The 24413-nt window shown below is 50.5% G+C and carries 19 protein-coding genes, 1 tRNA gene and 3 rRNA genes; all 23 read right to left on the bottom strand.

Translation table 11 applies throughout. The features are described from left to right. Positions 1-53: 53 nt before the first annotated feature. A complete protein-coding gene (locus tag NST99_RS00370; RefSeq protein ID WP_341089066.1) occupies positions 54-392 on the bottom strand; it encodes an ArsR/SmtB family transcription factor in 339 nt (112 codons plus the stop codon). 222 nt (positions 393-614) lie between these two features. Then, a tRNA-Ser gene (locus NST99_RS00365) sits at positions 615-703 on the bottom strand. Between the two features lie 67 nt (positions 704-770). Continuing rightward, positions 771-2057, bottom strand: a complete 1287-nt coding sequence (gene serS / locus NST99_RS00360) for a serine--tRNA ligase (RefSeq protein WP_341089064.1) — start codon at positions 2055-2057, stop codon at positions 771-773. An 86-nt stretch (positions 2058-2143) separates the two neighbouring features. Next, positions 2144-2728: a pyridoxal 5'-phosphate synthase glutaminase subunit PdxT gene (pdxT, locus tag NST99_RS00355; RefSeq protein ID WP_341089063.1), complete on the bottom strand. Its 585-nt coding sequence runs from the start codon at positions 2726-2728 to the stop codon at positions 2144-2146. Between the two features lie 19 nt (positions 2729-2747). Beyond that, positions 2748-3632, bottom strand: coding sequence for a pyridoxal 5'-phosphate synthase lyase subunit PdxS (gene pdxS / locus NST99_RS00350; protein ID WP_341097500.1), 885 nt, complete (start codon positions 3630-3632; stop codon positions 2748-2750). A 103-nt stretch (positions 3633-3735) separates the two neighbouring features. Continuing rightward, a complete protein-coding gene (locus NST99_RS00345; protein ID WP_445744940.1) occupies positions 3736-5055 on the bottom strand; it encodes a D-alanyl-D-alanine carboxypeptidase family protein in 1320 nt (439 codons plus the stop codon). A gap of 199 nt (positions 5056-5254) precedes the next feature. After that, the gene (gene guaB, locus NST99_RS00340) at positions 5255-6712 is read right to left on the bottom strand and encodes an IMP dehydrogenase (RefSeq protein ID WP_038584466.1); all 1458 of its coding nucleotides are present in this window, start codon (positions 6710-6712) and stop codon (positions 5255-5257) included. Positions 6713-7142: 430 nt separating this feature from the next. Further along, positions 7143-7259: ribosomal RNA gene (gene rrf / locus NST99_RS00335) — 5S ribosomal RNA — on the bottom strand. Between the two features lie 78 nt (positions 7260-7337). Next, a 23S ribosomal RNA gene (locus NST99_RS00330) occupies positions 7338-10265 on the bottom strand. Between the two features lie 245 nt (positions 10266-10510). Next, a 16S ribosomal RNA gene (locus NST99_RS00325) occupies positions 10511-12066 on the bottom strand. Together the 16S, 23S and 5S rRNA genes form the textbook arrangement of a ribosomal RNA operon. A gap of 414 nt (positions 12067-12480) precedes the next feature. Further along, the gene (lysS, locus tag NST99_RS00320) at positions 12481-13998 is read right to left on the bottom strand and encodes a lysine--tRNA ligase (RefSeq protein WP_341089059.1); all 1518 of its coding nucleotides are present in this window, start codon (positions 13996-13998) and stop codon (positions 12481-12483) included. A gap of 257 nt (positions 13999-14255) precedes the next feature. Continuing rightward, complete coding sequence (gene greA / locus NST99_RS00315) at positions 14256-14735, bottom strand: transcription elongation factor GreA (protein WP_038584463.1); 480 nt, start codon at positions 14733-14735, stop codon at positions 14256-14258. A gap of 203 nt (positions 14736-14938) precedes the next feature. Continuing rightward, positions 14939-15955: a tRNA dihydrouridine synthase DusB gene (dusB, locus tag NST99_RS00310; RefSeq protein ID WP_341089057.1), complete on the bottom strand. Its 1017-nt coding sequence runs from the start codon at positions 15953-15955 to the stop codon at positions 14939-14941. Positions 15956-16001: 46 nt separating this feature from the next. Continuing rightward, positions 16002-16211, bottom strand: a complete 210-nt coding sequence (locus NST99_RS00305) for a helix-turn-helix transcriptional regulator (protein ID WP_445744939.1) — start codon at positions 16209-16211, stop codon at positions 16002-16004. Continuing rightward, a complete protein-coding gene (gene folK / locus NST99_RS00300) occupies positions 16163-16714 on the bottom strand; it encodes a 2-amino-4-hydroxy-6-hydroxymethyldihydropteridine diphosphokinase (protein WP_341089055.1) in 552 nt (183 codons plus the stop codon). The genes NST99_RS00305 and folK overlap by 49 nt, the downstream gene beginning before the upstream one ends. A 10-nt stretch (positions 16715-16724) precedes the next feature. Continuing rightward, positions 16725-17087, bottom strand: a complete 363-nt coding sequence (gene folB, locus NST99_RS00295; RefSeq protein ID WP_341089053.1) for a dihydroneopterin aldolase — start codon at positions 17085-17087, stop codon at positions 16725-16727. A 48-nt stretch (positions 17088-17135) separates the two neighbouring features. Continuing rightward, positions 17136-17993, bottom strand: a complete 858-nt coding sequence (gene folP / locus NST99_RS00290; protein ID WP_341089051.1) for a dihydropteroate synthase — start codon at positions 17991-17993, stop codon at positions 17136-17138. Further along, the gene (locus NST99_RS00285; RefSeq protein ID WP_341089049.1) at positions 17990-18871 is read right to left on the bottom strand and encodes an aminotransferase class IV; all 882 of its coding nucleotides are present in this window, start codon (positions 18869-18871) and stop codon (positions 17990-17992) included. The genes folP and NST99_RS00285 overlap by 4 nt, the downstream gene beginning before the upstream one ends. Beyond that, on the bottom strand, positions 18868-19449 hold the full coding sequence (gene pabA / locus NST99_RS00280; RefSeq protein WP_341089047.1) for an aminodeoxychorismate/anthranilate synthase component II: 582 nt from the start codon (positions 19447-19449) through the stop codon (positions 18868-18870). The genes NST99_RS00285 and pabA overlap by 4 nt, the downstream gene beginning before the upstream one ends. Then, the gene (locus NST99_RS00275; protein WP_341089046.1) at positions 19446-21071 is read right to left on the bottom strand and encodes an anthranilate synthase component I family protein; all 1626 of its coding nucleotides are present in this window, start codon (positions 21069-21071) and stop codon (positions 19446-19448) included. Before NST99_RS00275 ends, pabA begins: the two co-directional genes overlap by 4 nt. Positions 21072-21396: 325 nt before the next feature. Next, entirely contained in the window at positions 21397-22335 is a 939-nt protein-coding gene (cysK, locus tag NST99_RS00270; RefSeq protein ID WP_038584437.1) for a cysteine synthase A, read from the bottom strand. Between the two features lie 200 nt (positions 22336-22535). Further along, entirely contained in the window at positions 22536-23477 is a 942-nt protein-coding gene (locus NST99_RS00265; protein ID WP_341089045.1) for a peptidyl-prolyl cis-trans isomerase, read from the bottom strand. A gap of 11 nt (positions 23478-23488) precedes the next feature. After that, positions 23489-24373, bottom strand: coding sequence for an Hsp33 family molecular chaperone HslO (gene hslO / locus NST99_RS00260; protein WP_341089044.1), 885 nt, complete (start codon positions 24371-24373; stop codon positions 23489-23491). Positions 24374-24413: the final 40 nt, after the last annotated feature.

Raw genomic sequence — 24413 nt, 5'->3', positions numbered from 1 at the left:
GGGTTAAGACAGTTCTACCACAGCGTTCGCAAAGCTCATCCATCATCTCTTATTCAATCTTGCTGCTCTTCTACTGCTTGCTTACCTTGTACTTTCTGTAAGTAGTCATCCAGCCGGTCGAACCGTTCCTCCCAGATGTGACGATAGCTGCTCAGCCAATCCTCCAGCTCCTGAAAAGGTTCGGGCAGCAGGCTATAGATCCGGCGGTTAGCGTCCACCCGGGCCTCCACAATGCCAGCCTCACTTAGAACACGCAAATGTTTGGATGCTTGAGGCTGGCGCAGTTGCAGCCTTTCAGCGATTTCCCCTACAGTTAGCGGGCGTTCGCGCAAAAGCTCAACAATCTGCAGGCGGTTAGGCTCTGCCAAGGCACTCATGACATTCGAATTCATAGTCATCATCCATTCTTAGCTGTGAAGGTACGTACCCTTCATTAAGTGTCTGGCTTTTGTATTCCCTTGCTCGATATAAATATACCATTACGAGAATATTCCTGTAAAGGAATATTTAAAAAATTAAATTCCACAACCTTATTTTTCTCAACCTGCTGTACAAAAAAAGCCGCCTTCCAAGGAAGGCGACTTCTATCTGTAAATTCATTTAATTAAAAGGAATGGCGGAGAGGATGGGATTCGAACCCATGTGGGCTTGCACCCTAACGGTTTTCAAGACCGCCCCGTTATGACCGCTTCGGTACCTCTCCAATGCATCTAAATTTCACATGCATTAGGAATTGTACCACACAATACAAACAATAAGCAACTGTTTTATTAAGAAACTTTAGGACTAATACATTTTACATTACGCATATACGGCTGAAGGGCCTCTGGAATCTGGATACTGCCATCTTCTTGCTGGTAGTTCTCCAGAATAGCGGCGACCGTCCGGCCGACAGCAAGTGCAGAGCCATTCAGCGTATGAACAAACTCCGGCTTGGATTTGGGTTCCTTGCGGAAACGGATATTCGCCCGGCGCGCCTGGAAGTCCTCAGTATTGGAGCAAGAGGAGATTTCACGGTACATGCCGCTCTCCGGCAGCCAAACCTCCAAATCGTAAGTCTTAGCCGAAGTAAAGCCCATATCTCCCGTGCACAGGCCCAGGACACGGTATGGCAGCCCCAGAAGCTGCAGTACACGCTCAGCATCCGCAGTCATCTTCTCAAGCTCCTCATACGAGGTCTCAGGGGTGGTGAGCTTCACCAGCTCCACCTTGTTGAACTGGTGCTGGCGGATAAGTCCGCGGGTATCACGTCCTGCCGACCCTGCTTCAGAACGGAAACAGGAGCTGTAAGCGACATGATATTTGGGTAGGTCTGCCGCTGTCAAAATCTCCTCACGATAATAATTCGTCACCGGGACTTCAGCCGTAGGAATTAAGTAGTACTCTGTATCCCGCAACTTGAACAGATCCTCTTCAAACTTCGGAAGCTGGCCTGTACCATATAAGCTATCCTTGTTGACGATATACGGCGGCAGCATTTCTTCATAATTATGCTCTCCACTGTGAAGGTCCATCATAAAGTTAATCAGGGCACGTTCAAGACGCGCTCCAAGTCCCTTATAGAAAACAAATCTGGAGCCGGTTACCTTAGCAGCAGCTTCAAAATCAATGATATCCAGCTGTTGTGCCAGCTCCCAATGTGATTTTGGTGTAAATCCGAATTCTCTTGGCTGCGACCAGCGGCGCAATTCAACATTCTCTTCCTCGGATTTACCTACTGGTACAGATTCATGCGGAATGTTCGGAATACTCATCGTCAGTTCGTCAATCTGAGTCTCCAGAACACGCACTTCATCATCGAGTTCTTTAATGCGGTCAGAAACGGTCCGCATCTCTGCAATTAAATCATCAGCCGGTTCGCCGTTTTTCTTCTTCTTAGCAACATCACCGGAAACAATATTCCGGCGGTTCTTCAAACCCTCTGTCTCTTGCAGCAGCTCACGGCGGCGCAGATCCAGCTGCGGAAATCCGGCGATCAAATCGAGCGATTTACCGCGTTTGTTAAGCGCCTCTTCTACCTTTGCGTAATCACTGCGCAATACTTTTACATCTAGCACAAAGTTTCCCTCCTGAAAACAGCCTAAACTCTTTCAAATTGCTGTTTTGCAGCACTGAAAGAGTCAGAATGTTCTTATATGCAGTTCTATTGTTTGGCTGCCAGGCTTGCCTCTACCATATCGGCAAAATACTGGTGCAGCCGGTAATCTTCTGTCAGTTCCGGATGAAAGGAGGAGACCAGCAGATTGCCTTCACGCGCAGTTACAATCTCATCCTTGTAAACCGTGAGCACATCCACATTCGGACCCGTCTCATTAATAAGAGGAGCACGGATAAAGACGGCACGCACCGGCTCATCTATCCCTTTAACCTTCAGATCACATTCAAAACTTTCCCGCTGGCGGCCAAAGGCATTCCGGGCAACGGTAATGTCCATCAGTTCGAGATGTCCGGGCTCACCGCCGGCGATTCTCTTCGCCAGTACAATCATGCCGGCACATGTTCCAAAAATAGGCTTGCCCAAGCCTGCAAAATCGCGTATCGCTTCTATGAAGCCATACTTGCGCATCAGCTTGCCTATCGTTGTACTTTCTCCACCAGGTATAATGAGCCCCTGGACCTCATCCAGCTGCTCTACACGCTTGATGGGCAGGCCCTCAGCCCCAGCCTTCTCTATACTGACAATATGTTCTGTTACGGCGCCTTGAAGCGCCAACACTCCTATTTTCATCCGGACAACCTTCTCTCTATTAAAGGCCGCGCTCCGACATACGTTCAGCCGGACTCAGAGTTGCGATATCAATCCCCTTCATTGGCGTGCCAAGGTTCTTGGATACTTCAGCGATCAGTTTATAGTCAGTGAAGTGAGTAGTTGCCTCTACAATCGCACGGGCGAATTTCTCGGGGTTGTCCGATTTGAATATACCGGAACCGACGAATACGCCATCCGCACCAAGATGCATCATCAAGGCTGCATCAGCCGGAGTAGCTACACCCCCTGCGGCAAAGTTAACAACCGGCAGCTTGCCGAGCTCGTGAACTTCAAGCAGCAGCTCGTAAGGAACACCTAAAGTCTTAGCTTCGTGAAAAAGCTCGTCTTTGGACAAGTTGGTTACCTTGCGGATCTGGCTGTTGATAAAACGCATATGGCGTACGGCTTCCACGATGTTGCCCGTTCCCGGTTCACCCTTAGTACGGATCATCGAAGCTCCTTCATTAATGCGGCGCAGCGCTTCACCCAGATCTTTCGCTCCGCAGACAAAAGGGACTGTAAACTCACGTTTGTTGATATGGAATACTTCATCGGCAGGCGTGAGCACTTCGCTTTCATCCAAATAATCTACGCCCAGAGATTCAAGAACCTTCGCTTCTACATAATGACCGATACGGGCTTTGGCCATAACGGGAATGCTCACCACTTTGATAACTTCTTCTACGATTGTAGGATCAGCCATCCGGGCTACACCGCCTGCTGCGCGGATATCAGAGGGTACACGTTCCAGAGCCATTACAGCTACTGCACCCGCAGCCTCGGCAATTTTCGCTTGCTCTGCATTCATGACGTCCATAATGACGCCGCCTTTTTGCATTTCTGCCATGCCTCTTTTAACTCGCGATGTTCCAGTTTCCATGATTCAAGCCTCCCGATTGATCTTATCTAACTTGCCACTTTACCGCAAGGCGGCTATATATACAACCTATTTACTCGAATTATTCACTGCACCAGACATTACTGCCCTAGAACAGGTTCTTAATTCCTGTAAACAAATCGCTGAAAAAATCGCCTATTGCTCTCATCAGCAGCTTGAACCAGCCAGCCTTCTCCGCTTCCTCTGCGGTAATCAGATTGACCGTTTTCTCCTGAACCTGAGACATGCCTTCAACCTTGTAGGAGTAAGTAACCTTGCCCACTTTGGAAGCATTGGCAATTGGGGCTACCAGTGTTGCTGCATCATTAACCGCAACCGCCGTGTTAATCTGTGGTGCAACCGTTCCTTTAGGCACGATAAAAGTAACTCCGGCATCGGTAACGATGGACACATCTTTCTTTTTGCCTTTTTGCACGGGCACTGTTTCATTGCCGGCAATCACGGCTTTAGGGGCCACTACCTGTTTGATTTCGAAATTATTAAAGCCAAAATCAAGTACTTTCTTGGTTTCTGTGAAACGGTGTGCTTCCGAGTTGGCGCCCATAACGACACTGATCAGCCGCATGCCGTCGCGAACAGCCGTACCAGTGAAACAGTTGCCGGCATTGTTGGTATGTCCTGTCTTCAGCCCGTCAAGGCCGGGATAAGCGTATGCCTTAAAGTTGGCGATATCCTTGTTCGCTTCCAGCATCCAGTTGTAGTTAACCATCGGTTTGTCATCCCGTTGACGGAACTTATAAGACTGAATGGTTGTGAATTCTGTGAAATCAGGGTGGTCCGTTACGATATATTTGGCAAGAATCGCTGCGTCCATGGCTGACATTACGGTTTCACGATCGACTTTGGGCTGGAACTTAGCTGGCATATCGGCACGGTCAAGACCGGTAGAATTGATAAAGTAAGCCGTCTTCATTCCCATCTTCTTTGCAGTTTCATTCATTAGAGCTACAAATTCCTGCTCCGATGACGAAACAAGCTCAGCCAACGCTACGGTGGCATCATTAGCAGAACCAACGGCCATCGCTATGTATAGCTCTCTTACCGTATGTTCATCGCCTTCAGCCAAAAAAATACGCGAGCCGATCTGCTTGGAGGCATTTTCCTGAACAACTACTTTCTGATCCCAGGAAATCTGGCCATTCTTCACGGCATCTGCAACCAGATATTCGGTCATCATCTTCGTCATGCTTGCCGGAGGCAGAGGCTTATCGGCATTCAGGGACAAAAGAACCTCGCCTGTAGTGGGTTCGATCAACACTGCCGAATCTACTTCGAGCTTCAGTGATTCTATATTAGGAATCTTGACTGCAGCTTTCGCCGCAGTAGTGCCAGCGGCAGTACCCTTTTCTGTCGTTGCCGGTGTCTTCACTTCATCAGCGAACACCGAATGTACTGGAGAAGCTAACATATTTAAAAGCAGACCTACTGTCGCTGTCTTAATTACAAATTGTTTACTGCTAAATTTCCGCTTGTGCTTCAATGATTACTACTCTCCTTTTGATCCTCATATCCATTGCTTGTTCTATTCTAACACAGGGGTACCTGCAAAAAAAGACAGACAGGACGAATTTAGTCCTGTCTGTCCGTAATTTATCGAAACCGCCTAATTATAGGGAATAGTTGGGAGCTTCCTTGGTGATTTGTACATCATGAGGGTGACTTTCGCGCAATCCGGCTCCTGTAATCCGGATGAAAGATGTATCATTGCGCAGTTCCTCCAGTGTCTTCGTTCCACAATACCCCATGCCAGAACGAAGCCCGCCGATCAGCTGATGAACTGTATCGGAGAGAGAACCTTTGAATGCGACTCTACCTTCAATACCTTCTGGAACAAGCTTCTTGTCATCATCCTGGAAGTAACGGTCTTTACTGCCCTGCTTCATGGCGCTCATACTGCCCATGCCGCGGTATACCTTGAATTTACGTCCTTGGTAAATCTCGGATTCGCCCGGGCTTTCTTCCGTTCCGGCGAACAGGCTTCCCATCATAACCGCAGATGCTCCCGCAGCAATTGCTTTGGTAACCTCACCGGAATATTTGATACCCCCGTCAGCAATAATCGGAATGCCGTACTCACGGGCAACCGTTGCACAGTCGTAAATGGCCGTAATTTGCGGAACACCGATACCGGCAATTACGCGTGTGGTACAAATTGATCCTGGTCCAATACCCACTTTGACTACAGAAGCGCCAGCTTCAATCAATTCACGGGTTGCGTCTCCGGTTGCCACGTTACCGGCAACAATCGTAAGATCCGGGTACAGTTCACGCAATTTGCGGACAGCATCAATAATATTAATATGATGTCCGTGTGCGGAATCTACTGTAATCAGATCCACGCCGGCTTTCACTAACGCCTCTGTACGTTCAAAAGTATCTTTGGAAATACCAATTGCCGCACCTACCAGCAGACGGCCGTGAGCATCTTTTGCTCCGTTCGGGAATTGAATTGCTTTTTCTATATCTTTAATCGTGATCAGACCTTTAAGAATGTTGTTCTCATCTACAAGCGGCAGTTTCTCGATCTTATGGCGTTGAAGGATACCTTCTGCTTCCTGGAGAGTAGTCCCAACCGCAGCAGTGACCAGATTCTCATGGGTCATCACTTCTTTAATTTGAATATTAAAATCATGGATGAAACGCAGATCTCTATTGGTCAGAATCCCAACCAGCTTGTTGCTTTCATCAACGATAGGTACTCCGGAAATACGGTATTTACCCATTAGGACTTCAGCGTCGGAGACCCAGTGTTCTGGCGTTAGAGAAAAGGGATTAGTAATAACACCGCTCTCGGAGCGCTTTACGCGGTCTACTTCTTCAGCCTGCTGCTCCACTGACATATTCTTATGAATAATGCCAATGCCTCCCTCGCGGGCGATTGCAATCGCCATAGCTGCTTCTGTGACTGTATCCATGCCTGCACTCATCAGAGGGATATTCAGCTTCACATTTTTGCTCAGTACCGTGGCAAGATCCACTTCCTTCGGCAGTACCTCGGATTTGCGCGGCACCAACAGCACATCGTCAAACGTCAAACCTTCTTTACCAAACTTATCTTCCCACACCTGGGTCATTCCTCCTCGATTATCTTTATTCTAACCGCCCACAAACTTTATAAATGAAGAAACTCCGGTTTGAAGTCCATATCCGATAGACACCGAACTAAACAGCGAAGTTATACATATCCGTATCTTCAATTAAGGTTTGAGATGCTTGTCCAAAAATATATTATTGCCATCTTAGCAAAGGGTTTTTGGCCTGTCAAGAATATTACATCATCGGAGGAGGGAATCGGAAAACGGTCACCGGGTAAGCGAATTCTTGGACGAAAGTCCGTATCCAGTGGACATTATCTCCGTATGAATCCATTTATTTTATATGTGCATTCGTTGTTTCAGTGAGCAAAATTAGCCTATATATTGCTTTTGCTACCATCATTTGCACTTTAATCCAACAAAAAAGCCACTGTTGAGAAACTCAACAATGGCTTTGTGTGCTTGGCGGCGTCCTACTCTCCCAGGACCCTTCGGTCCAAGTACCATCGGCGCTGGAGGGCTTAACGGTCGTGTTCGGGATGGGTACGCGTGGAACCCCTCCGCTATCGCCACCAAACGGGCATTTACAGCGTAAATGCTTCAGGAACCTTAATTCCTGAAAACTGAATCCGAAACGAATCTGCGTCTTAAGTTGTTGGATAAGCCCTCGACCGATTAGTATTGGTCAGCTCCATGCATTGCTGCACTTCCACCTCCAACCTATCTACCTCGTCGTCTTCAAGGGGTCTTACTAATTGGGAAATCTCATCTTGAGGGGGGCTTCACGCTTAGATGCTTTCAGCGCTTATCCCGTCCGTACGTAGCTACTCAGCCATGCTCCTGGCGGAACAACTGATGCACCAGCGGTACGTCCATCCCGGTCCTCTCGTACTAAGGACAGCTCCTCTCAAATTTCCTGCGCCCACGACAGATAGGGACCGAACTGTCTCACGACGTTCTGAACCCAGCTCGCGTACCGCTTTAATGGGCGAACAGCCCAACCCTTGGGACCTACTTCAGCCCCAGGATGCGATGAGCCGACATCGAGGTGCCAAACCTCCCCGTCGATGTGGACTCTTGGGGGAGATAAGCCTGTTATCCCCAGGGTAGCTTTTATCCGTTGAGCGATGGCCCTTCCATGCGGTACCACCGGATCACTAAGTCCGACTTTCGTCCCTGCTCGACTTGTAGGTCTCGCAGTCAAGCTCCCTTATGCCTTTGCACTCTTCGAATGATTTCCAACCATTCTGAGGGAACCTTTGAACGCCTCCGTTACTCTTTAGGAGGCGACCGCCCCAGTCAAACTGCCCGCCTGACACGGTCCCCGTACCCGATTAGGGTACCAGGTTAGAACCTAGATACGATCAGGGTGGTATCCCAACGGCGCCTCCGCAGAAGCTTGCGCTCCTGCCTCTACGGCTCCCACCTATCCTGTACAGATCGTACCCAAATTCAATATCAAGCTGCAGTAAAGCTCCATGGGGTCTTTCCGTCTTGTCGCGGGTAACCTGCATCTTCACAGGTATTAAAATTTCACCGGATCTCTCGTTGAGACAGCGCCCAAGTCGTTACGCCATTCGTGCGGGTCAGAATTTACCTGACAAGGAATTTCGCTACCTTAGGACCGTTATAGTTACGGCCGCCGTTTACTGGGGCTTCGGTTCACAGCTTCGGATTACTCCTAACCGCTCCCCTTAACCTTCCAGCACCGGGCAGGCGTCAGCCCGTATACTTCGCCTTGCGGCTTCGCACAGACCTGTGTTTTTGCTAAACAGTCGCTTGGGCCTTTTCACTGCGGCCCCCTCGGGCTATTCACCCTACCGAGGCACCCCTTCTCCCGAAGTTACGGGGTCATTTTGCCGAGTTCCTTAACGAGAGTTCTTCCGCGCGCCTTAGAATTCTCTTCTCGCCTACCTGTGTCGGTTTGCGGTACGGGCACCTTCTCCTGGCTAGAGGCTTTTCTTGGCAGTGTGAGATCATGACCTTCGCTACTATAATTTTCGCTCCCCATCACAGCCCAGCCTTAACGGTGTGCGGATTTGCCTACACACCAGCCTCACTGCTTAGACGGACATCCATCAGTCCGCGTCACTACCCTCCTGCGTCACCCCATCGCTCATAGCGGATTACGGTGGTACAGTAATTTCAAACTGTTGTCCTTCGACTACGCCTTTCGGCCTCGCCTTAGGTCCCGACTTACCCTGAGCGGACGAGCCTTCCTCAGGAAACCTTGGGCTTTCGGCGGATCAGATTCTCACTGATCTTTTCGTTACTCATACCGGCATTCTCACTTGTATGCTGTCCAGCGCTCCTTACGGTACACCTTCAACCCACATACAACGCTCCCCTACCCCAGATGCAAAGCATCTAGCCATAGCTTCGGTGGTGTGTTTAGCCCCGTTACATTTTCGGCGCAGAGTCACTCGACCAGTGAGCTATTACGCACTCTTTCAATGGTGGCTGCTTCTAAGCCAACATCCTGGTTGTCTGTGCAACTCCACATCCTTTCCCACTTAACACACACTTGGGGACCTTAGCTGATGGTCTGGGCTGTTTCCCTTTTGACAATGGATCTTAGCACTCACTGTCTGACTCCCGGCAAGAAGTTAATGGCATTCGGAGTTTGACTGAGCTTGGTAACCCTTGCGGGCCCCGCACCCAATCAGTGCTCTACCTCCACCACTCCATTCACCGAGGCTAGCCCTAAAGCTATTTCGGGGAGAACCAGCTATCTCCGAGTTCGATTGGAATTTCTCCGCTACCCCCACCTCATCCCCGCATTTTTCAACATACGTGGGTTCGGGCCTCCAGTGCGTGTTACCGCACCTTCACCCTGGACAGGGGTAGATCACACGGTTTCGGGTCTACGTCCACATACTTAAGTCGCCCTATTCAGACTCGCTTTCGCTGCGGCTCCGGCTTCTCACCTTAACCTTGCATGTTAAACGTAACTCGCCGGTTCATTCTACAAAAGGCACGCCATCACCCCTAGATCGGGCTCTGACTTTTTGTAAGCACACGGTTTCAGGTTCTATTTCACTCCCCTTCCGGGGTGCTTTTCACCTTTCCCTCACGGTACTGTTTCACTATCGGTCGCCAGGTAGTATTTAGCCTTAGCAGATGGTCCTGCTGGATTCATACGGGGTTTCACGTGCCCCGCACTACTCGGGATCCGTCTCGGAGAGAACACAGTTTAGGCTACAGGGCTTTTACCTCTATCGCGGGCCTTTCCAGACCTCTTCACCTACCATATTCCTTTGTAACTCCATGTGAGACGTCCCACAACCCCAAGGGGCAAGCCCCTTGGTTTAGGCTGTTCCGCGTTCGCTCGCCGCTACTGACGGAATCACTATTGTTTTCTCTTCCTCAGGGTACTTAGATGTTTCAGTTCCCCTGGTCTGCCTCTATCTCTCCTATGTATTCAGAGAGAAGTAACTGCGAATTACCACAGCTGGGTTTCCCCATTCGGACACCCCCGGATCAAAGCTTGCTTACAGCTCCCCGAGGCAGTTTCGTTGTTCGCCACGTCCTTCGTCGGCTCCTGGCGCCTAGGCATCCTCCGTGTGCTCTTATTAGCTTAACCAATGCGTTTTCCGTTAGGAAAATCGCTAGTATCACTATTAATTAAAACTTGTTCACACAAGTTTCAGCTAAAAGATGTTCTAAAACGCAAATTCGTTTCGGTATCCAGTTTTCAAGGATCAAGGTATTACTTGAGAGCTTAAACTCTCAAAACTGACCAACGAGTGAGTAACAGGCCTAAACCTGAGTTTTGGAAGCTAAGCTTCCGATTTGAATGTTTCCGTTGCAGGAAACGATTCTCCATAGAAAGGAGGTGATCCAGCCGCACCTTCCGATACGGCTACCTTGTTACGACTTCACCCCAATCATCTACCCCACCTTCGGCGGCTGGCTCCCTTGCGGGTTACCCCACCGACTTCGGGTGTTGTAAACTCTCGTGGTGTGACGGGCGGTGTGTACAAGACCCGGGAACGTATTCACCGCGGCATGCTGATCCGCGATTACTAGCAATTCCGACTTCATGCAGGCGAGTTGCAGCCTGCAATCCGAACTGAGACCGGCTTTGCTGGGATTGGCTCCACCTCGCGGCTTCGCTTCCCGTTGTACCGGCCATTGTAGTACGTGTGTAGCCCAGGTCATAAGGGGCATGATGATTTGACGTCATCCCCACCTTCCTCCGGTTTGTCACCGGCAGTCACTCTAGAGTGCCCAGCCTTACCTGCTGGCAACTAAAGTCAAGGGTTGCGCTCGTTGCGGGACTTAACCCAACATCTCACGACACGAGCTGACGACAACCATGCACCACCTGTCTCCTCTGTCCCGAAGGCCGCCACTATCTCTAGTGGATTCAGAGGGATGTCAAGACCTGGTAAGGTTCTTCGCGTTGCTTCGAATTAAACCACATACTCCACTGCTTGTGCGGGTCCCCGTCAATTCCTTTGAGTTTCAGTCTTGCGACCGTACTCCCCAGGCGGAGTGCTTACTGTGTTAACTTCGGCACCAAGGGTATCGAAACCCCTAACACCTAGCACTCATCGTTTACGGCGTGGACTACCAGGGTATCTAATCCTGTTTGCTCCCCACGCTTTCGCGCCTCAGCGTCAGTTACAGCCCAGAAAGTCGCCTTCGCCACTGGTGTTCCTCCACATATCTACGCATTTCACCGCTACACGTGGAATTCCACTTTCCTCTTCTGTACTCAAGCCACCCAGTTTCCAGTGCGACCTCAGGTTGAGCCCAAGGTTTAAACACCAGACTTAAATAGCCGCCTGCGCGCGCTTTACGCCCAATAATTCCGGACAACGCTTGCCCCCTACGTATTACCGCGGCTGCTGGCACGTAGTTAGCCGGGGCTTTCTTCTCAGGTACCGTCACTCCGGTAGCAGTTACTCTACCGGACGTTCTTCCCTGGCAACAGAGCTTTACGATCCGAAAACCTTCATCACTCACGCGGCGTTGCTCCGTCAGGCTTTCGCCCATTGCGGAAGATTCCCTACTGCTGCCTCCCGTAGGAGTCTGGGCCGTGTCTCAGTCCCAGTGTGGCCGTTCACCCTCTCAGGTCGGCTACGCATCGTCGCCTTGGTGAGCCGTTACCCCACCAACTAGCTAATGCGCCGCAGGCCCATCTCCTTGTAGCAGATTGCTCCGCCTTTCATCCTCCGTCCATGTGGACAAAGGAATTATCCGGTATTAGCTACCGTTTCCGGTAGTTATCCCAGTCAAAGAGGTAGGTTGCCTACGTGTTACTCACCCGTCCGCCGCTAAGTTATTCCGGAGCAAGCTCCTTCATAACTCCGCTCGACTTGCATGTATTAGGCACGCCGCCAGCGTTCGTCCTGAGCCAGGATCAAACTCTCCAAATTGGTATTTAGAAAGAGCGATTGCTCAATTTGAAACATCTGACGAGAATTTACATTCTCTAATTTTTGGATCTCACTTACGTGATTTCCATACTCACTCGTTGTTCAGTTTTCAAAGATCAAGCTCGTTGTCAGTGCCGATTATCTCGTCACCAGCAACTCTTATAATATATCACATCCAGCCGATCAATGCAAGCTCTTTTTTTAACTTCTTTTCCGAGCCAGGCGTTGATGTTTCGCGGCCAGAAATAGAATATATCATGTATGGTTCTGCATTGCAAGCATTATTTTAAACTAGGTTGGATACACCGCTTCCCGCATACCCTGTAGTCCATTACACCAATTCTAAACCCACAGTGCCCAAGGAACTGCTGTATAATACAGCGGCCCTTGGCTCTGTGAAATAAAACATTGAAATTATTCAGTCTTGTTGCGCATATGCGGGAACAACAGAACATCACGAATTGAAGCAGCATTGGTCAGCAGCATGATCAGACGGTCTACACCGATTCCCAGTCCGCCTGTAGGAGGCATACCATATTCCAGAGCACGGATGAAGTCATCGTCCATCTCATGGGCTTCATCATTGCCCTGCTCCTTCTCCTGAATCTGCGCTTCAAAGCGCTGACGCTGGTCAATCGGGTCGTTCAGCTCACTAAAGGCATTCGCGTGCTCGCGTGCGACGATAAATAGCTCAAAGCGGTCGGTAAACCGCGGATCTTGATCGTTCTTTTTGGCCAGCGGCGAGATTTCAACCGGATGACCCATTACAAATGTAGGCTGAATCAATGTTTCCTCAACAAACTGCTCAAAGAAGGCATTCAGGATATGGCCGAAGGTCATATGTTTTTCAACCGGTACACGGTGCTCCTTAGCCAAAGCTTGTGCTTCCTCATCCGTCATCTGAACACCAAAGTCCACACCCGTTACTTCCTTAACGGCGTCAACCATGGTCACACGGCGCCATCCTGGTGAGAGGTCCACTTCCTGGCCTTGATAGTTGATCTTCTGGCTGCCAAGAACCTCCTGGGCGATATGGGCGATCATGCTCTCGGTCAAATGCATAATATCCTTGTAGTCGGCATAAGCCTCATACAGCTCAATCATGGTGAACTCCGGATTATGACGCGTCGAAATGCCCTCATTGCGGTATACACGGCCGATCTCATAAACTTTTTCGAGTCCGCCGACAATCAGACGTTTCAGATGCAGTTCAATCGCAATCCGCATATACAGCTGCATATCCAGCGTATTGTGGTAGGTGATGAACGGACGTGCAGCGGCTCCGCCGGCAATCGCATGAAGTGTTGGGGTTTCAACCTCAAGGTAGCCAAGGGAATCCAGGTAACGGCGCATCGACTGGATGATCCGCGAACGGGCAATAAAGGTCTGCTGTACTTCAGGGTTAATGATCAGATCTACATAACGCTGGCGGTAGCGCAGCTCAACATCCTTCAGGCCATGATACTTCTCAGGCAGCGGCAGCAGAGATTTGGACAAAACCTCAAGATTGGACACTTTAATAGAGGTTTCGCCAGTTTTTGTTTTGAACACGATACCGCGCACTCCGATAATATCGCCTAAATCGAGAACATTAAAGGCTGCGTATTGTGCCTCAGGGATGCTGTCCTGGCGCACATAAATTTGGATTTTGCCGCTAAGATCCTGAATGTGGGCAAAACTCGCCTTACCCATGACACGTTTAGCCATAATCCGACCGGCAATGCTGACTTCCAGAGCCAGCTCGTCCAATTCCTCTTTTGTTTGTCCGTCATACTTAGCCAGAAGGTCCCCGGCACCTGCTGTGCGGTCATATTTTTTGCCAAACGGGTCAATTCCCAGTGCCCGCAGCTCGTCCAATTTAGCACGGCGAATCTGCAACAGCTCACTAAGCTCTTTTTCCGTGGTTTCCACGGTATTCATTTCCTCAGTCATGTTCCTCATCCTCTCTAATGCCTCATGTCATATACACAAGAAGAAACGGCTCCACCTCCATAATTGAGGGCAGTCCGTTCCAGTACAAAATATAAGCTATATGTGTTCAGCCATATTTTTCGGGCGATATCTCTTCTTTATTTAGAAAAAAGCTTCCCTAAGGAAGCTTTCCGGGCCCTGTTCCTTCTTCTGCCAGTGCAGTGCAGTTCTCTGTGCGAGGGCAGCATGTCTATTCACAGGCGCAAAGCGCCTGTAGATTACTTCATTCGGATATCAAGAATTTTATATTGAATGACTCCTGCAGGTACACTAACATCTACAACAGTGCCGATTTTCTTACCGATAATAGCTCTGCCTACCGGGCTTTCATTGGAGATTTTATTGTTAAGCGGATCGGATTCGGCTGTACCAACGATTGTGTATTCCATCACATCGCCATATTCCATATCTTCAACGCTTACAGTAACCCCGATACTTACCACATCGGTAACGATCTCATCGCTATTGATGATGCGAGCGTTGCGGAGCATTTTTTCCAAAGTGATAATACGCCCTTCGATAAAGGCCTGTTCATTCTTCGCGTCCTCATATTCGGAGTTCTCGCTGATATCTCCGTAGCCAATCGCCACTTTAATCCGTTCGGCCACTTCGCGGCGTTTCACGGATTTGAGGGTCTCCAGTTCTTCTTCCAGACGCTTAAGTCCGTCCGGCGTAAGGATGACTTCTTTATCGCTCATCTCAACCGATTCTCCTGTCGTATACATTTATTGAAAACACCATACTATATGCGAATCCAGAGGGATAAGAACCCTCCATGCTGCATTGCCCTTGCTGTAACGGCGATTTTATACTGTGAAATTATATTGGAACCGCTACAAAATGTCAATGACGCCCCATATAATGTTCCGGTGTTATCTCTTAAAGCCAGTGGAGACGGTGATTAAACTGCCGAGAGAGACGGATTACGGCCCTCTTGTTCTTCTTCATCTTTAAGCTGTGCGACAAAATCATTCAAGATCCGCACCATTTCATCGCGTTTGGTTTCTTCCATAATGACATCCTTTACGCGGGCAGCAGCCTTAAGACCTTTTAAATACCAGGCTAGATGCTTGCGCATTTCACGAACCGCTACCGCCTCGCCTTTAAGGGCCACCAAACGGTCCATGTGAAGAATCGCCACTTTGATCTTCTCTTCCGCTCCCGGTTCAGGCGTCAGCTCACCTGTGCTCAAATATTGAATGGTCCGGTACAGCATCCATGGATTACCTAACGCGCCGCGTCCAATCATAACCCCGTCGCAGCCGGTCTGATCCAGCATGGCCCGGGCATCCTCAGGTGTGTTAACATCGCCGTTGCCGATGACAGGGATCGAAACAGCCTCTTTAGCCATTTTAATATACTTCCAGTCGGCATGGCCGGTGTAGAGCTGCTCACGGGTACGTCCATGCACACTGACAGCCTGGCCTCCGGCACGTTCCACTGCGCGGGCGTTCTCTTCTACAAAGATATGCTCGCTGTCCCAGCCGATCCGCATTTTTACGGTAACCGGCTTGTCAACGGCCTCTACAACCGCCGAGACCATCTCATAGATTTTGTCCGGATTCAGCAGCCAGCGGGCCCCGGCATCACATTTTGTTACTTTCGGTACGGGACACCCCATATTAATGTCGATAATATCGGCATTGGTCTCCTTATCCACAACTTTGGCCGCCTCAACGAGCGACTTACGGTCTCCGCCAAAAATCTGCAGGCTAAGCGGCTTCTCCCGTTCATCCACGAACAGCATCTCACGCGTACGAGAATTACCGTGCAGAATAGCTTTGTCACTGACCATTTCCGCACATACCAAGCCGGTGCCGAATTCTTTTGCAATCAGCCGGAACGCTGGATTGCATACACCGGCCATAGGAGCCAGAACGACCTGGTTCTTCATTTCAATGCCGCCAATTTTCAGCACAATTCTTCACTTCCTTTAGTTCCATTTTTAATGAATGGACGTCTTCCTAAGTAGAGGGATTGGTCAATTCTTCGACTGAAACCTCAAGAACATCCGCAATTTTATTTAAAATTTTATCTTCCAAATGCCGGTTTCCCCTTTCGGCTGCGCCTAGCACAGCCAGTGAAATTCCGACAGAATCCGCCAACTCTTGCTGGGTGTATCCTTTCAGCTTTCGGAATGCTCTGACCCGCGTTCCCATACGTTTGATGTCCACAAGCGCATTCCTTCCTTTCCGTCTATATCCTGCAGCGCTGCTGTAATGATTCCCCGGAGTCCGGAAGAATCCTCATCCGGCAGTACGATGTCACTAAGCGGAAACAGCACAAACGCCCGTTCCAGCATCCGGGGATGCGGAAGCGTTAAATCTGCCGTATCATAGCTCTGTCCTTCTACCCATAATAAATCAAGATCCACTGTTCTCGGGCCATAACGGATATCACGAACCCGGCCTAGCTGCGCTTCAATGTCGAGCATCACATGAAGCAAGTTCTCCGGCCCAAGCGTGGTGCGGAGGGCGGCTGCCATATTCAAAAACTGCGGCTGGTCGAGATAGCCGACAGGCTCTGTCTCATATACATTAGAGCAGCGTACAACTTCAATCCCGTCATAATGATCCAGCCTGTTCAAAGCTTCCTTCAAGGTGCCTTCGCGGTCACCCAAATTGGCCCCTAAAGCAATATAAGCCTCTGATCCCTCAGAGGTGGAGTGTATAGTCATGGGCCCTGTCTCACTTTCTCGTTCTATGCAGTTCTACAGTCACTCCCTGAAAATGAATGTCGAACGGCGGATGCGGCTTAGTCACTTTGACCGTTACTGCATTGATAACAGTATAAGTGTCCAGTACTGAGGATGCAATATGTTCCGCCAAAGCTTCAATCAGCTTAAAGGACTTTGTTTCGACAATTTTTTTGACGAGCCCATGCACTTCGGCGTAATTTACGGTTTGGTCCAGATCATCCTGAAGACCAGCCCCCCGCAGATCAAGCTCCAGCTCCAGGTCAATATAGTAACGTTGTCCAAGCTTGCGTTCCTCTTCGAACACACCATGATATCCATAATACTCCATGCGGTGCAGCTTCATTTTATCCACCCTGATCCCTGCTTTCTAATACAAAATAGTTCGTTCAGCAATAGCCATCTATTCATGCACCCGCGGAGAGGCGGCATAGAGCATCGCATCACACATAAGTACGGTACGTTTCATCGTGGCCACATCATGCACCCGCACAATCTGGCAGCCTTGGGCAATGCCGAATGCAACGGTAGCGGCGGTTCCCTCCATCACATCATCAGACGGGAGGTCCAGCACGGTACGGATGAATTTTTTGCGGGAAGTGGCAAGCAGCATGGGATAACCCAGCATCGTAAGTTCATCCAGCACCATCATCGCCTGCAAATTCTCCGCATAATCCTTGGCAAAGCCAATGCCTGGATCAAGGATGATATTATGCGGCTTCACACCGGCTTCGAGCGCCAGGCTGATGCTGCCATTGAGGTCAGCTGCCATATCCGCGGCCAAATTCTGATAATTCCGGTCGTGGCGGTTGTGCATCAAAATAATCGGACAGTCTGCCTCAGCAGCCACAGCCGCCATATCAGGATCAGCCTTGCACCCCCAAATATCGTTGATGATATGGGCCCCTGCCCGAATCGCCTGACGTGCCACCTCCGCCTTATAGGTATCTATGGATAATATCAACTGAGGCGCAGCGCGGTGAATGCTCTCAATAACAGGCAGTACACGGGCCAGCTCCTCTTCCAGGCTTACCGGTTGATGACCGGGACGGGTTGACTCTCCGCCTATATCGATAATATCGGCACCTTCAGCAGCCATTTGCAGCGCATGTCTTACCGCTTGATCCGGTTCATTCCATAGTCCGCCATCAGAGAAGGAATCCGGGGTTACATTTAAAATGCCCATAATTAACGTCCGGTCACCAAGGATCAGCTCGCTGTTGTTCCAGCGGTAGGTCCGCTTATAGATTACGGGTCTCATACCGGCTCTCCCATCCTTTCCCTGTATAAAGTAATCAATTGCCCCGTGTATGCCCCGCAGCGCCCTGTGCCTACAGTCAGCGCCTCATCACCGTGCCACAGTGTGGTAACCGGGACAATCTCCTGCACCGAATTGGTGAGAAACACCTCATCGGCAGCCTGAAGCTGTTCCCAGCGGTACAATCCCTCTTCCACGCGGAGTCCGGCGGCAGGAGCCAGCTTCAGGACCATTTCCCGGGTAATTCCCGGAAGGATGCCTGTGGCCAGTTCAGGTGTGTGCAGCACCTTATTGCAGATAAAAAAAATATTGCTCACAATTCCCTCAGCAATGTTCCCTTCTGCAGTCAGCATAAGCCCTTCCGTGCCGCCGGCCGCAGAGGCATATCCGGCAAGCTCCCGTTTGGCCAGTATATTGTTCATATAGTGGAGTGACTTCAGCCTTACCGGTCCTTCGGGGGTATTACGACGCAGCTGCAACAGCTGCAGTCCTTTGCCTTCACTGTAGAGAGCGGCTGGCTGGCGCGGCAATTCTTTGATATAGAGCAAATGATTCGGGCGGCTATAGTCACCAGCCGGAAGACCAAGAATGTCTTCCCCGGCTGTAACTGTATACCGTATATAGGCATCCTTTAGTGCGTTTTTGTCCATCACCCGTGTGATCCAGTCCCGCAGGGACGCTTCATCCGGTACAAATGGAATGCCTAGCTGCCTGCAGCCATCAGCCAGTCTGTCCAGATGACGGCGCAGCAGGAAGGGGACGCCGTTATAGGTGCGAAAGGTTTCAAACAAGCCCATACCGTATAAAAAACCGTGATCCAAGGTGGAGACCACGGCGTCTTTAGCCTCAACTACGCTATTGTTGAGCCCTATATATTTCATGCCGTTTCCCCGGCTCTCCGTTTCAGAAAGTTGCGCAGCATGATGTGCCCATGATCCGTAATGATCGATTCAGGGTGGAACTGCACGCCTTCAATCGGGTACTCTTTATGGCGCAGCGCCATAATCTCGCCTTCCACAGTCTCGGCTGTAATCTCCAGACATTCCGGCAGACTCTCACGCTCTACAATCAGAGAATGATACCGGGTTGCAGTAATGGGAGATTCCAGTCCTTCAAATACGGATGTGCCGTGATGGTGAATCGGCGATGTTTTGCCATGCATCAGACGCTCCGCACGGATAACATTGCCGCCAAAGGCCTGTCCGATAGCCTGATGTCCGAGACAGACTCCAAAGATCGGTATGATCCCCTTAAAATGCTGCAGCACTTCCAGACTGATGCCGGCTTCGTTCGGCGTACAAGGTCCGGGAGAGATCAAAATATGGTCCGGAGCCAGCGCCTCTATCTCCTGAATGCTGATTTCATCGTTGCGGAATACTTTCACTTCTTCCCCCAGCTCCCCCAGGTATTGTACCAGATTGTACGTAAAGGAATCATAATTATCGATGACCAAGATCATTGTATTGCTCCCCCTTCGGCGCCGCCGGTCGTCCGCAATTCCTGCTGATGCTCACTGCAGAGAACCGCCTTCACGACCGCTTTGGCTTTATTATGGCATTCCCGGTATTCGCGGTACGGATCCGAATCAATCACAATACCCGCGCCCGTCTGAATATAACCGACTCCGTCCTTCACTGCCAGTGTTCTTATAATAATATTTAATTCCATATTACCGTTATAGTCAATCCAGCCCAGTGATCCAGTATATGGACCACGCCGTACCGGCTCCAGCTCCTCGATGATTTCCATTGTCCGCACCTTGGGTGCACCGGTAATGGTACCGCCGGGGAACAAGGCGGCCATGACATCATAAGCATCCTTGCCGGGGGCGATGCTGCCCTCGACCTGCGAGACGAGATGCATGACATGCGAGTATCGCTCCACGGTCAGCAGCTCCGGCACGCTGACCGATCCATAGGCCGCGACCCGGCCGATGTCGTTTCTCTCCAGATCGACAAGCATAATATGCTCGGCGGTCTCCTTCTCGCTCCCGCGCAGCTCCGCCTCCATGGCGGCATCCTCCGCGGGAGTCAGGCCCCTGCGCCGGGTACCGGCAATGGGGCGGGCACTGACCTTGTCCCCGTGCAGCTTGACCAGCAGCTCCGGCGAAGCGCTGGAGAGAGCGAAGCCGGGCGAGCGAAGCAGCCCCATGTACGGGGACGGGTTGAGCTTGCGCAGCCATTCATACACATCCTCCGGCGAGGAATTCAGCTGCGCCTCCTTGCGCAGCGACAGGTTGACCTGGAATACATCGCCCTGGCGGATGTATTCCTGAACGTGAAGCACAGCCTGCTGGAATTGCCCGGGCGAGAAAGCAGAGGTCATGCCTGGCCATTCACCGGACAGGTCGGCGCTTGATTCAACAGCAGCGATAATTCCACGTTCCTCTTCGCGGTCTTCCTCCAGGCCGGGAGCAGAGCAGATCTGATGCCACTGTTCCACCATTCCTTCTGCCCGGACGGTTGCGTCTTGATACAGTGACTTCAGAGCGGCAAGCTCAGACGAGCTGGCCGCAGCAACCGGCACATGCACGATGGAATAGAGCGTGTTCTCAAGATGATCATAGATCCACAGCTCTTCCAGCCGCATGAAGAGATAGTCCGGAAATTCGGGATCATCCTGGGCAAGCACAGGGAGCTGCTCCAGAGAGCGGACTACATCATAGCTGAGGAACCCCGCACAGCCTCCACGGAACGGGGGCAGGCCGGCAACCTGCAGTTTGGGCGAAGTGAAGCCGCTCATCCAGTTTTGCAGCACTTTCAGCGGCTCTCCCTGCAGCTCCACAGCTTGCGGTACTGGTTCATTCGTTCCCGCTGCCTCCGGGGACAAGCTGAGCACCTCGGCATCCCCGCCTTTTCCTTTTAGTACTGAAACGGGCTGCAACCCCAAGTATGTGTATCGTCCGCCTTTCCCGCTCTCCAGCACCACTGAATAGGGGGAGGCCAGCTGCCAGGCCTTCATCCAGGAAGAGGGCAAGCCCTCCTTGTCCTGCGGTGATTTTATAATTAAAGGGAGGAGGCTCCAGTCCTCTTGTGCCCACTGCTCCCAATCCTGCCAAGCCGTTATGATTTCCAAAGCCATCCTCCTAAAAGTTTTGTGAAGCCCTGCACTTCTTCAATTTGCTTCGTAACAAAACTTGCTTCGTAAGCATTCGCTTAAGTTCTATGAAGCTGCGCTGCTTGCATTAAGCAATCTAAAGTTTATTGCCTGTCAGTATACTGTACTTCGTGCTGCTTTGAAAAGCCTGAACCATGGATTTTCTGAAAAAATCTGCTTCAACTGACTCCAGCCTCATCTGCTGTGGAAGCACAGGAAGGATTATATCTTTCATCATGCACAAAAAAGAGCCTTCGTTATCCCTGTCTTAGCGGATGCGAGGACTCTTAGTTATTTGCTTAGTCAGCAATTATGCTTCGAAGTTATACAGTGGTGTGCTCAAATAGCGTTCGCCGTTACTTGGGATGATCACAACCACTTTTTTGCCTGCGCCCAGTTCTTTAGCCACTTTAAGAGCCGCGAATACAGCTGCACCGGAAGAAATACCGGACAACACGCCTTCCTCTTTAGCCACGCGACGGGCAGTTTCAAATGCTTCATCATTCTCTACGTGAATGATCTCATCATAAATGTCCTGGTTGAGGATTTCAGGAATGAAGTTTGCGCCAATCCCCTGAATTTTGTGAGGTCCCGGTTTGCCGCCGGCCAGAATTGGCGAAGCAGCTGGTTCTACCGCATAAATCTTCACATCAGGATATTGACCCTTCAACACTTCACCTGCCCCGGAGATAGTTCCCCCTGTACCCACACCAGCGATGAAAGCATCCAGCGGTCCACCAATGGATTCAATGGCTTCCACGATTTCCGGGCCGGTTGTTTCAAGGTGGATTTTCAAGTTGGCTTTGTTCTTGAATTGTTCAGCCAGGAAGAAGCTTGGGTTCTCGCTTAAGATCTGCTCCGCCTTCTTAACCGCACCGTTCATACCTTCCGATCCTGGAGTCAGTACCAGCTCTGCGCCGTAAGCACGCAGCAGATTGCGGCGCTCAAGGCTCATCGTTTCCGGCATAACAATAATAGCCTTATAACCTTTGGCTGCAGCTACAAGCGCAAGGCCAATACCTGTATTGCCGCTGGTTGCTTCTACAATCGTGCCGCCTGGTTTCAGAAGACCTTCCTTCTCAGCCTCTTCTACAATACTGAGGGCAATGCGGTCTTTAACGCTGGAGCCCGGGTTTTGGTATTCCAGCTTCAAATAAATTTCCGCTGATCCTTCAGGAACAATACGATTGAGACGAACGAGCGGTGTGCCTCCGATCAAATCTGTTACACTGTTGACGACTTTAGCCATGTAAAAACCTCCTTGGAATGATAAATGATATATGGGTGCATAACTTGTGACATATATAAGTCTTCAGCTTGTAATTCCGGGTGTGCACCAGGAGATTCAACACCGCAGCACCAAGTTATAGCGCTGTTCCGCGGTCAAATATGATCTGCCGCTATCTATTTCCGACTAAAACAGTAGGTTTTCCATTTAATTTCATATTATCAATCTTGCAGGCTGTTGTCAATATATATCGCTGTATCATATTTAGCGCGCAAATCACTCTCCACCTGCTGTAATGGAGCTGCCTGCTCCAGGGCCAGCTCCCGCCGAACCTGCTCACGGATTTCCGTCTGATCCTGGCTTTTGGGATCAATCATTTTCTCCAGCCGGATAATGGCATAATCATCGCCCGTCTGCAGGGGACCTGCGATATCTCCTTCGTCCAGTTGCGCTGCCGTCTTCAGCAGATCCTCCGGCCAAAAGGGATCCTCCTCTTCCACGGTTCCGATGCTGCCTCCTCGTCCCCGGCTTTCCTCATCTATGGATAATTCCTTGGCAAGTGCAGCAAAGTCCTCTCCTTGCTCCAGCCGGTCCATTACACGCTCAGCTTCGCTGTAGGTGGCCACTTTGATTATCGAGAGCTGCATTTCTTTCCTCGGTGTGAACCGCTCGGAATTCTCCTCTAAATAATTATCAATTTCCGCATCAGTAATGGTAATGCCTGCAGTTGCAACTGCCTGAAGAGTCAGGCGATACACTGCTTCTTCACGCACTTCCTGACGGGAAAGCCCCAGCTCCGACTGCATCTGGGCATAGTATTGCTCTTCCGAACCGTAACCGGTCATGCTGCGCTTCAATTCCTGCTCAATCTCCACATCTGTCACAGCAACACCAAGAGCCTTGGCTTCTTTGTCGACTACAATATGATTAAGCATGCCCAGCAGCACATCATTACCGTACTTTTTTTTGAGTTCATCCACCCAGGCTTGATCCGTTACCGGTTGGCCTCCTGCAGAGGCGATGTCCGAGGACTCGCCGTCCGCCGGCTCTCCTTTAAGAATGGACATCGCCCGCAAACTCCAGAATAAAAGACCTCCGAGCATCAAAGTCGCGACAGCCAGTAGAATAACGGCATTGCGCAGCGCGCGCTCCTGTCTTGTCATCATCCTCAGCCCTACGATTTCGCTTGATCCAGGATAACCTGCAATTCATCCTTATTAAAAACATAGGCCTCGTTGCAAAAATGGCAGACAACCTCAGCCTGATCATCTTCTTCAATCAAACGCTCCAGCTCTTTCTCACCCAAGCTGACCAGTGTCTGCTCCACCCGTTCACGCGAGCATTGGCAGACAAATTTGATATCCAGCTCATCCATAATCACTGCATCCGGTAAAAGATAACGGAGCATCTCTTCGGGTTCCAGCCCCTCTTCCAGTAAAGCGGTTACTGAAGGCAGCGACCCTACCGCCCGCTCAATCTCGGTGATCTCTTCATCCGTAAGCCCTGGAAGCAGTTGTACAATAAATCCCCCGGCTACGCGCACGGAGTTATCGGTTTCAACCAGCACACCAAGACCCACCGCAGCCGGTGTTTGTTCGGAAACTGCAAAGTAATACGTGAAATCATCTCCGAGCTCACCGGAAATAATCGGCACACTTCCCCGGTAAGGCTCCTTCATGCCTAAATCCTTACTGATATCAATAAACCCTTCCGTACCCACGGCGCCTGCGACATCCAGCTTGCCAAGACTATTGCTCGGCAGATGAACATGCGGGTTGGTCACATAACCGCGTACTTCTCCAAAAGCATTTGATTCTGCAGTAATCTGTCCGATCGGTCCATTGCCTTTGACCATTACGGCGAGTTTCTCCTGACCTTTGAGCATTGCGCCCATCATGGCTGCAGCGGTAACTGTACGGCCCAGTGCGGCTGTAGCCGTTGGATACGTATCATGTCTGCGCCGCAATTCATCAACCAGCGCTGTCGTGCGCACAGCAAAAGCTCTGACTCTGCCATTCAGCGCCGTTCCCCGGACCAGCCGGTCCTTTTTGTTATCCATCGGGTGCATACTCCTCCTATCTCCTGCCCTTTAAGGCTTC

Source organism: Paenibacillus sp. FSL L8-0470 (assembly GCF_038008625.1).
Lineage (GTDB): Bacteria > Bacillota > Bacilli > Paenibacillales > Paenibacillaceae > Paenibacillus_AQ.
The sequence above is the reverse complement of the archived record's forward strand: the minus strand, read 5'-3'. Positions and strand labels throughout refer to the sequence as shown.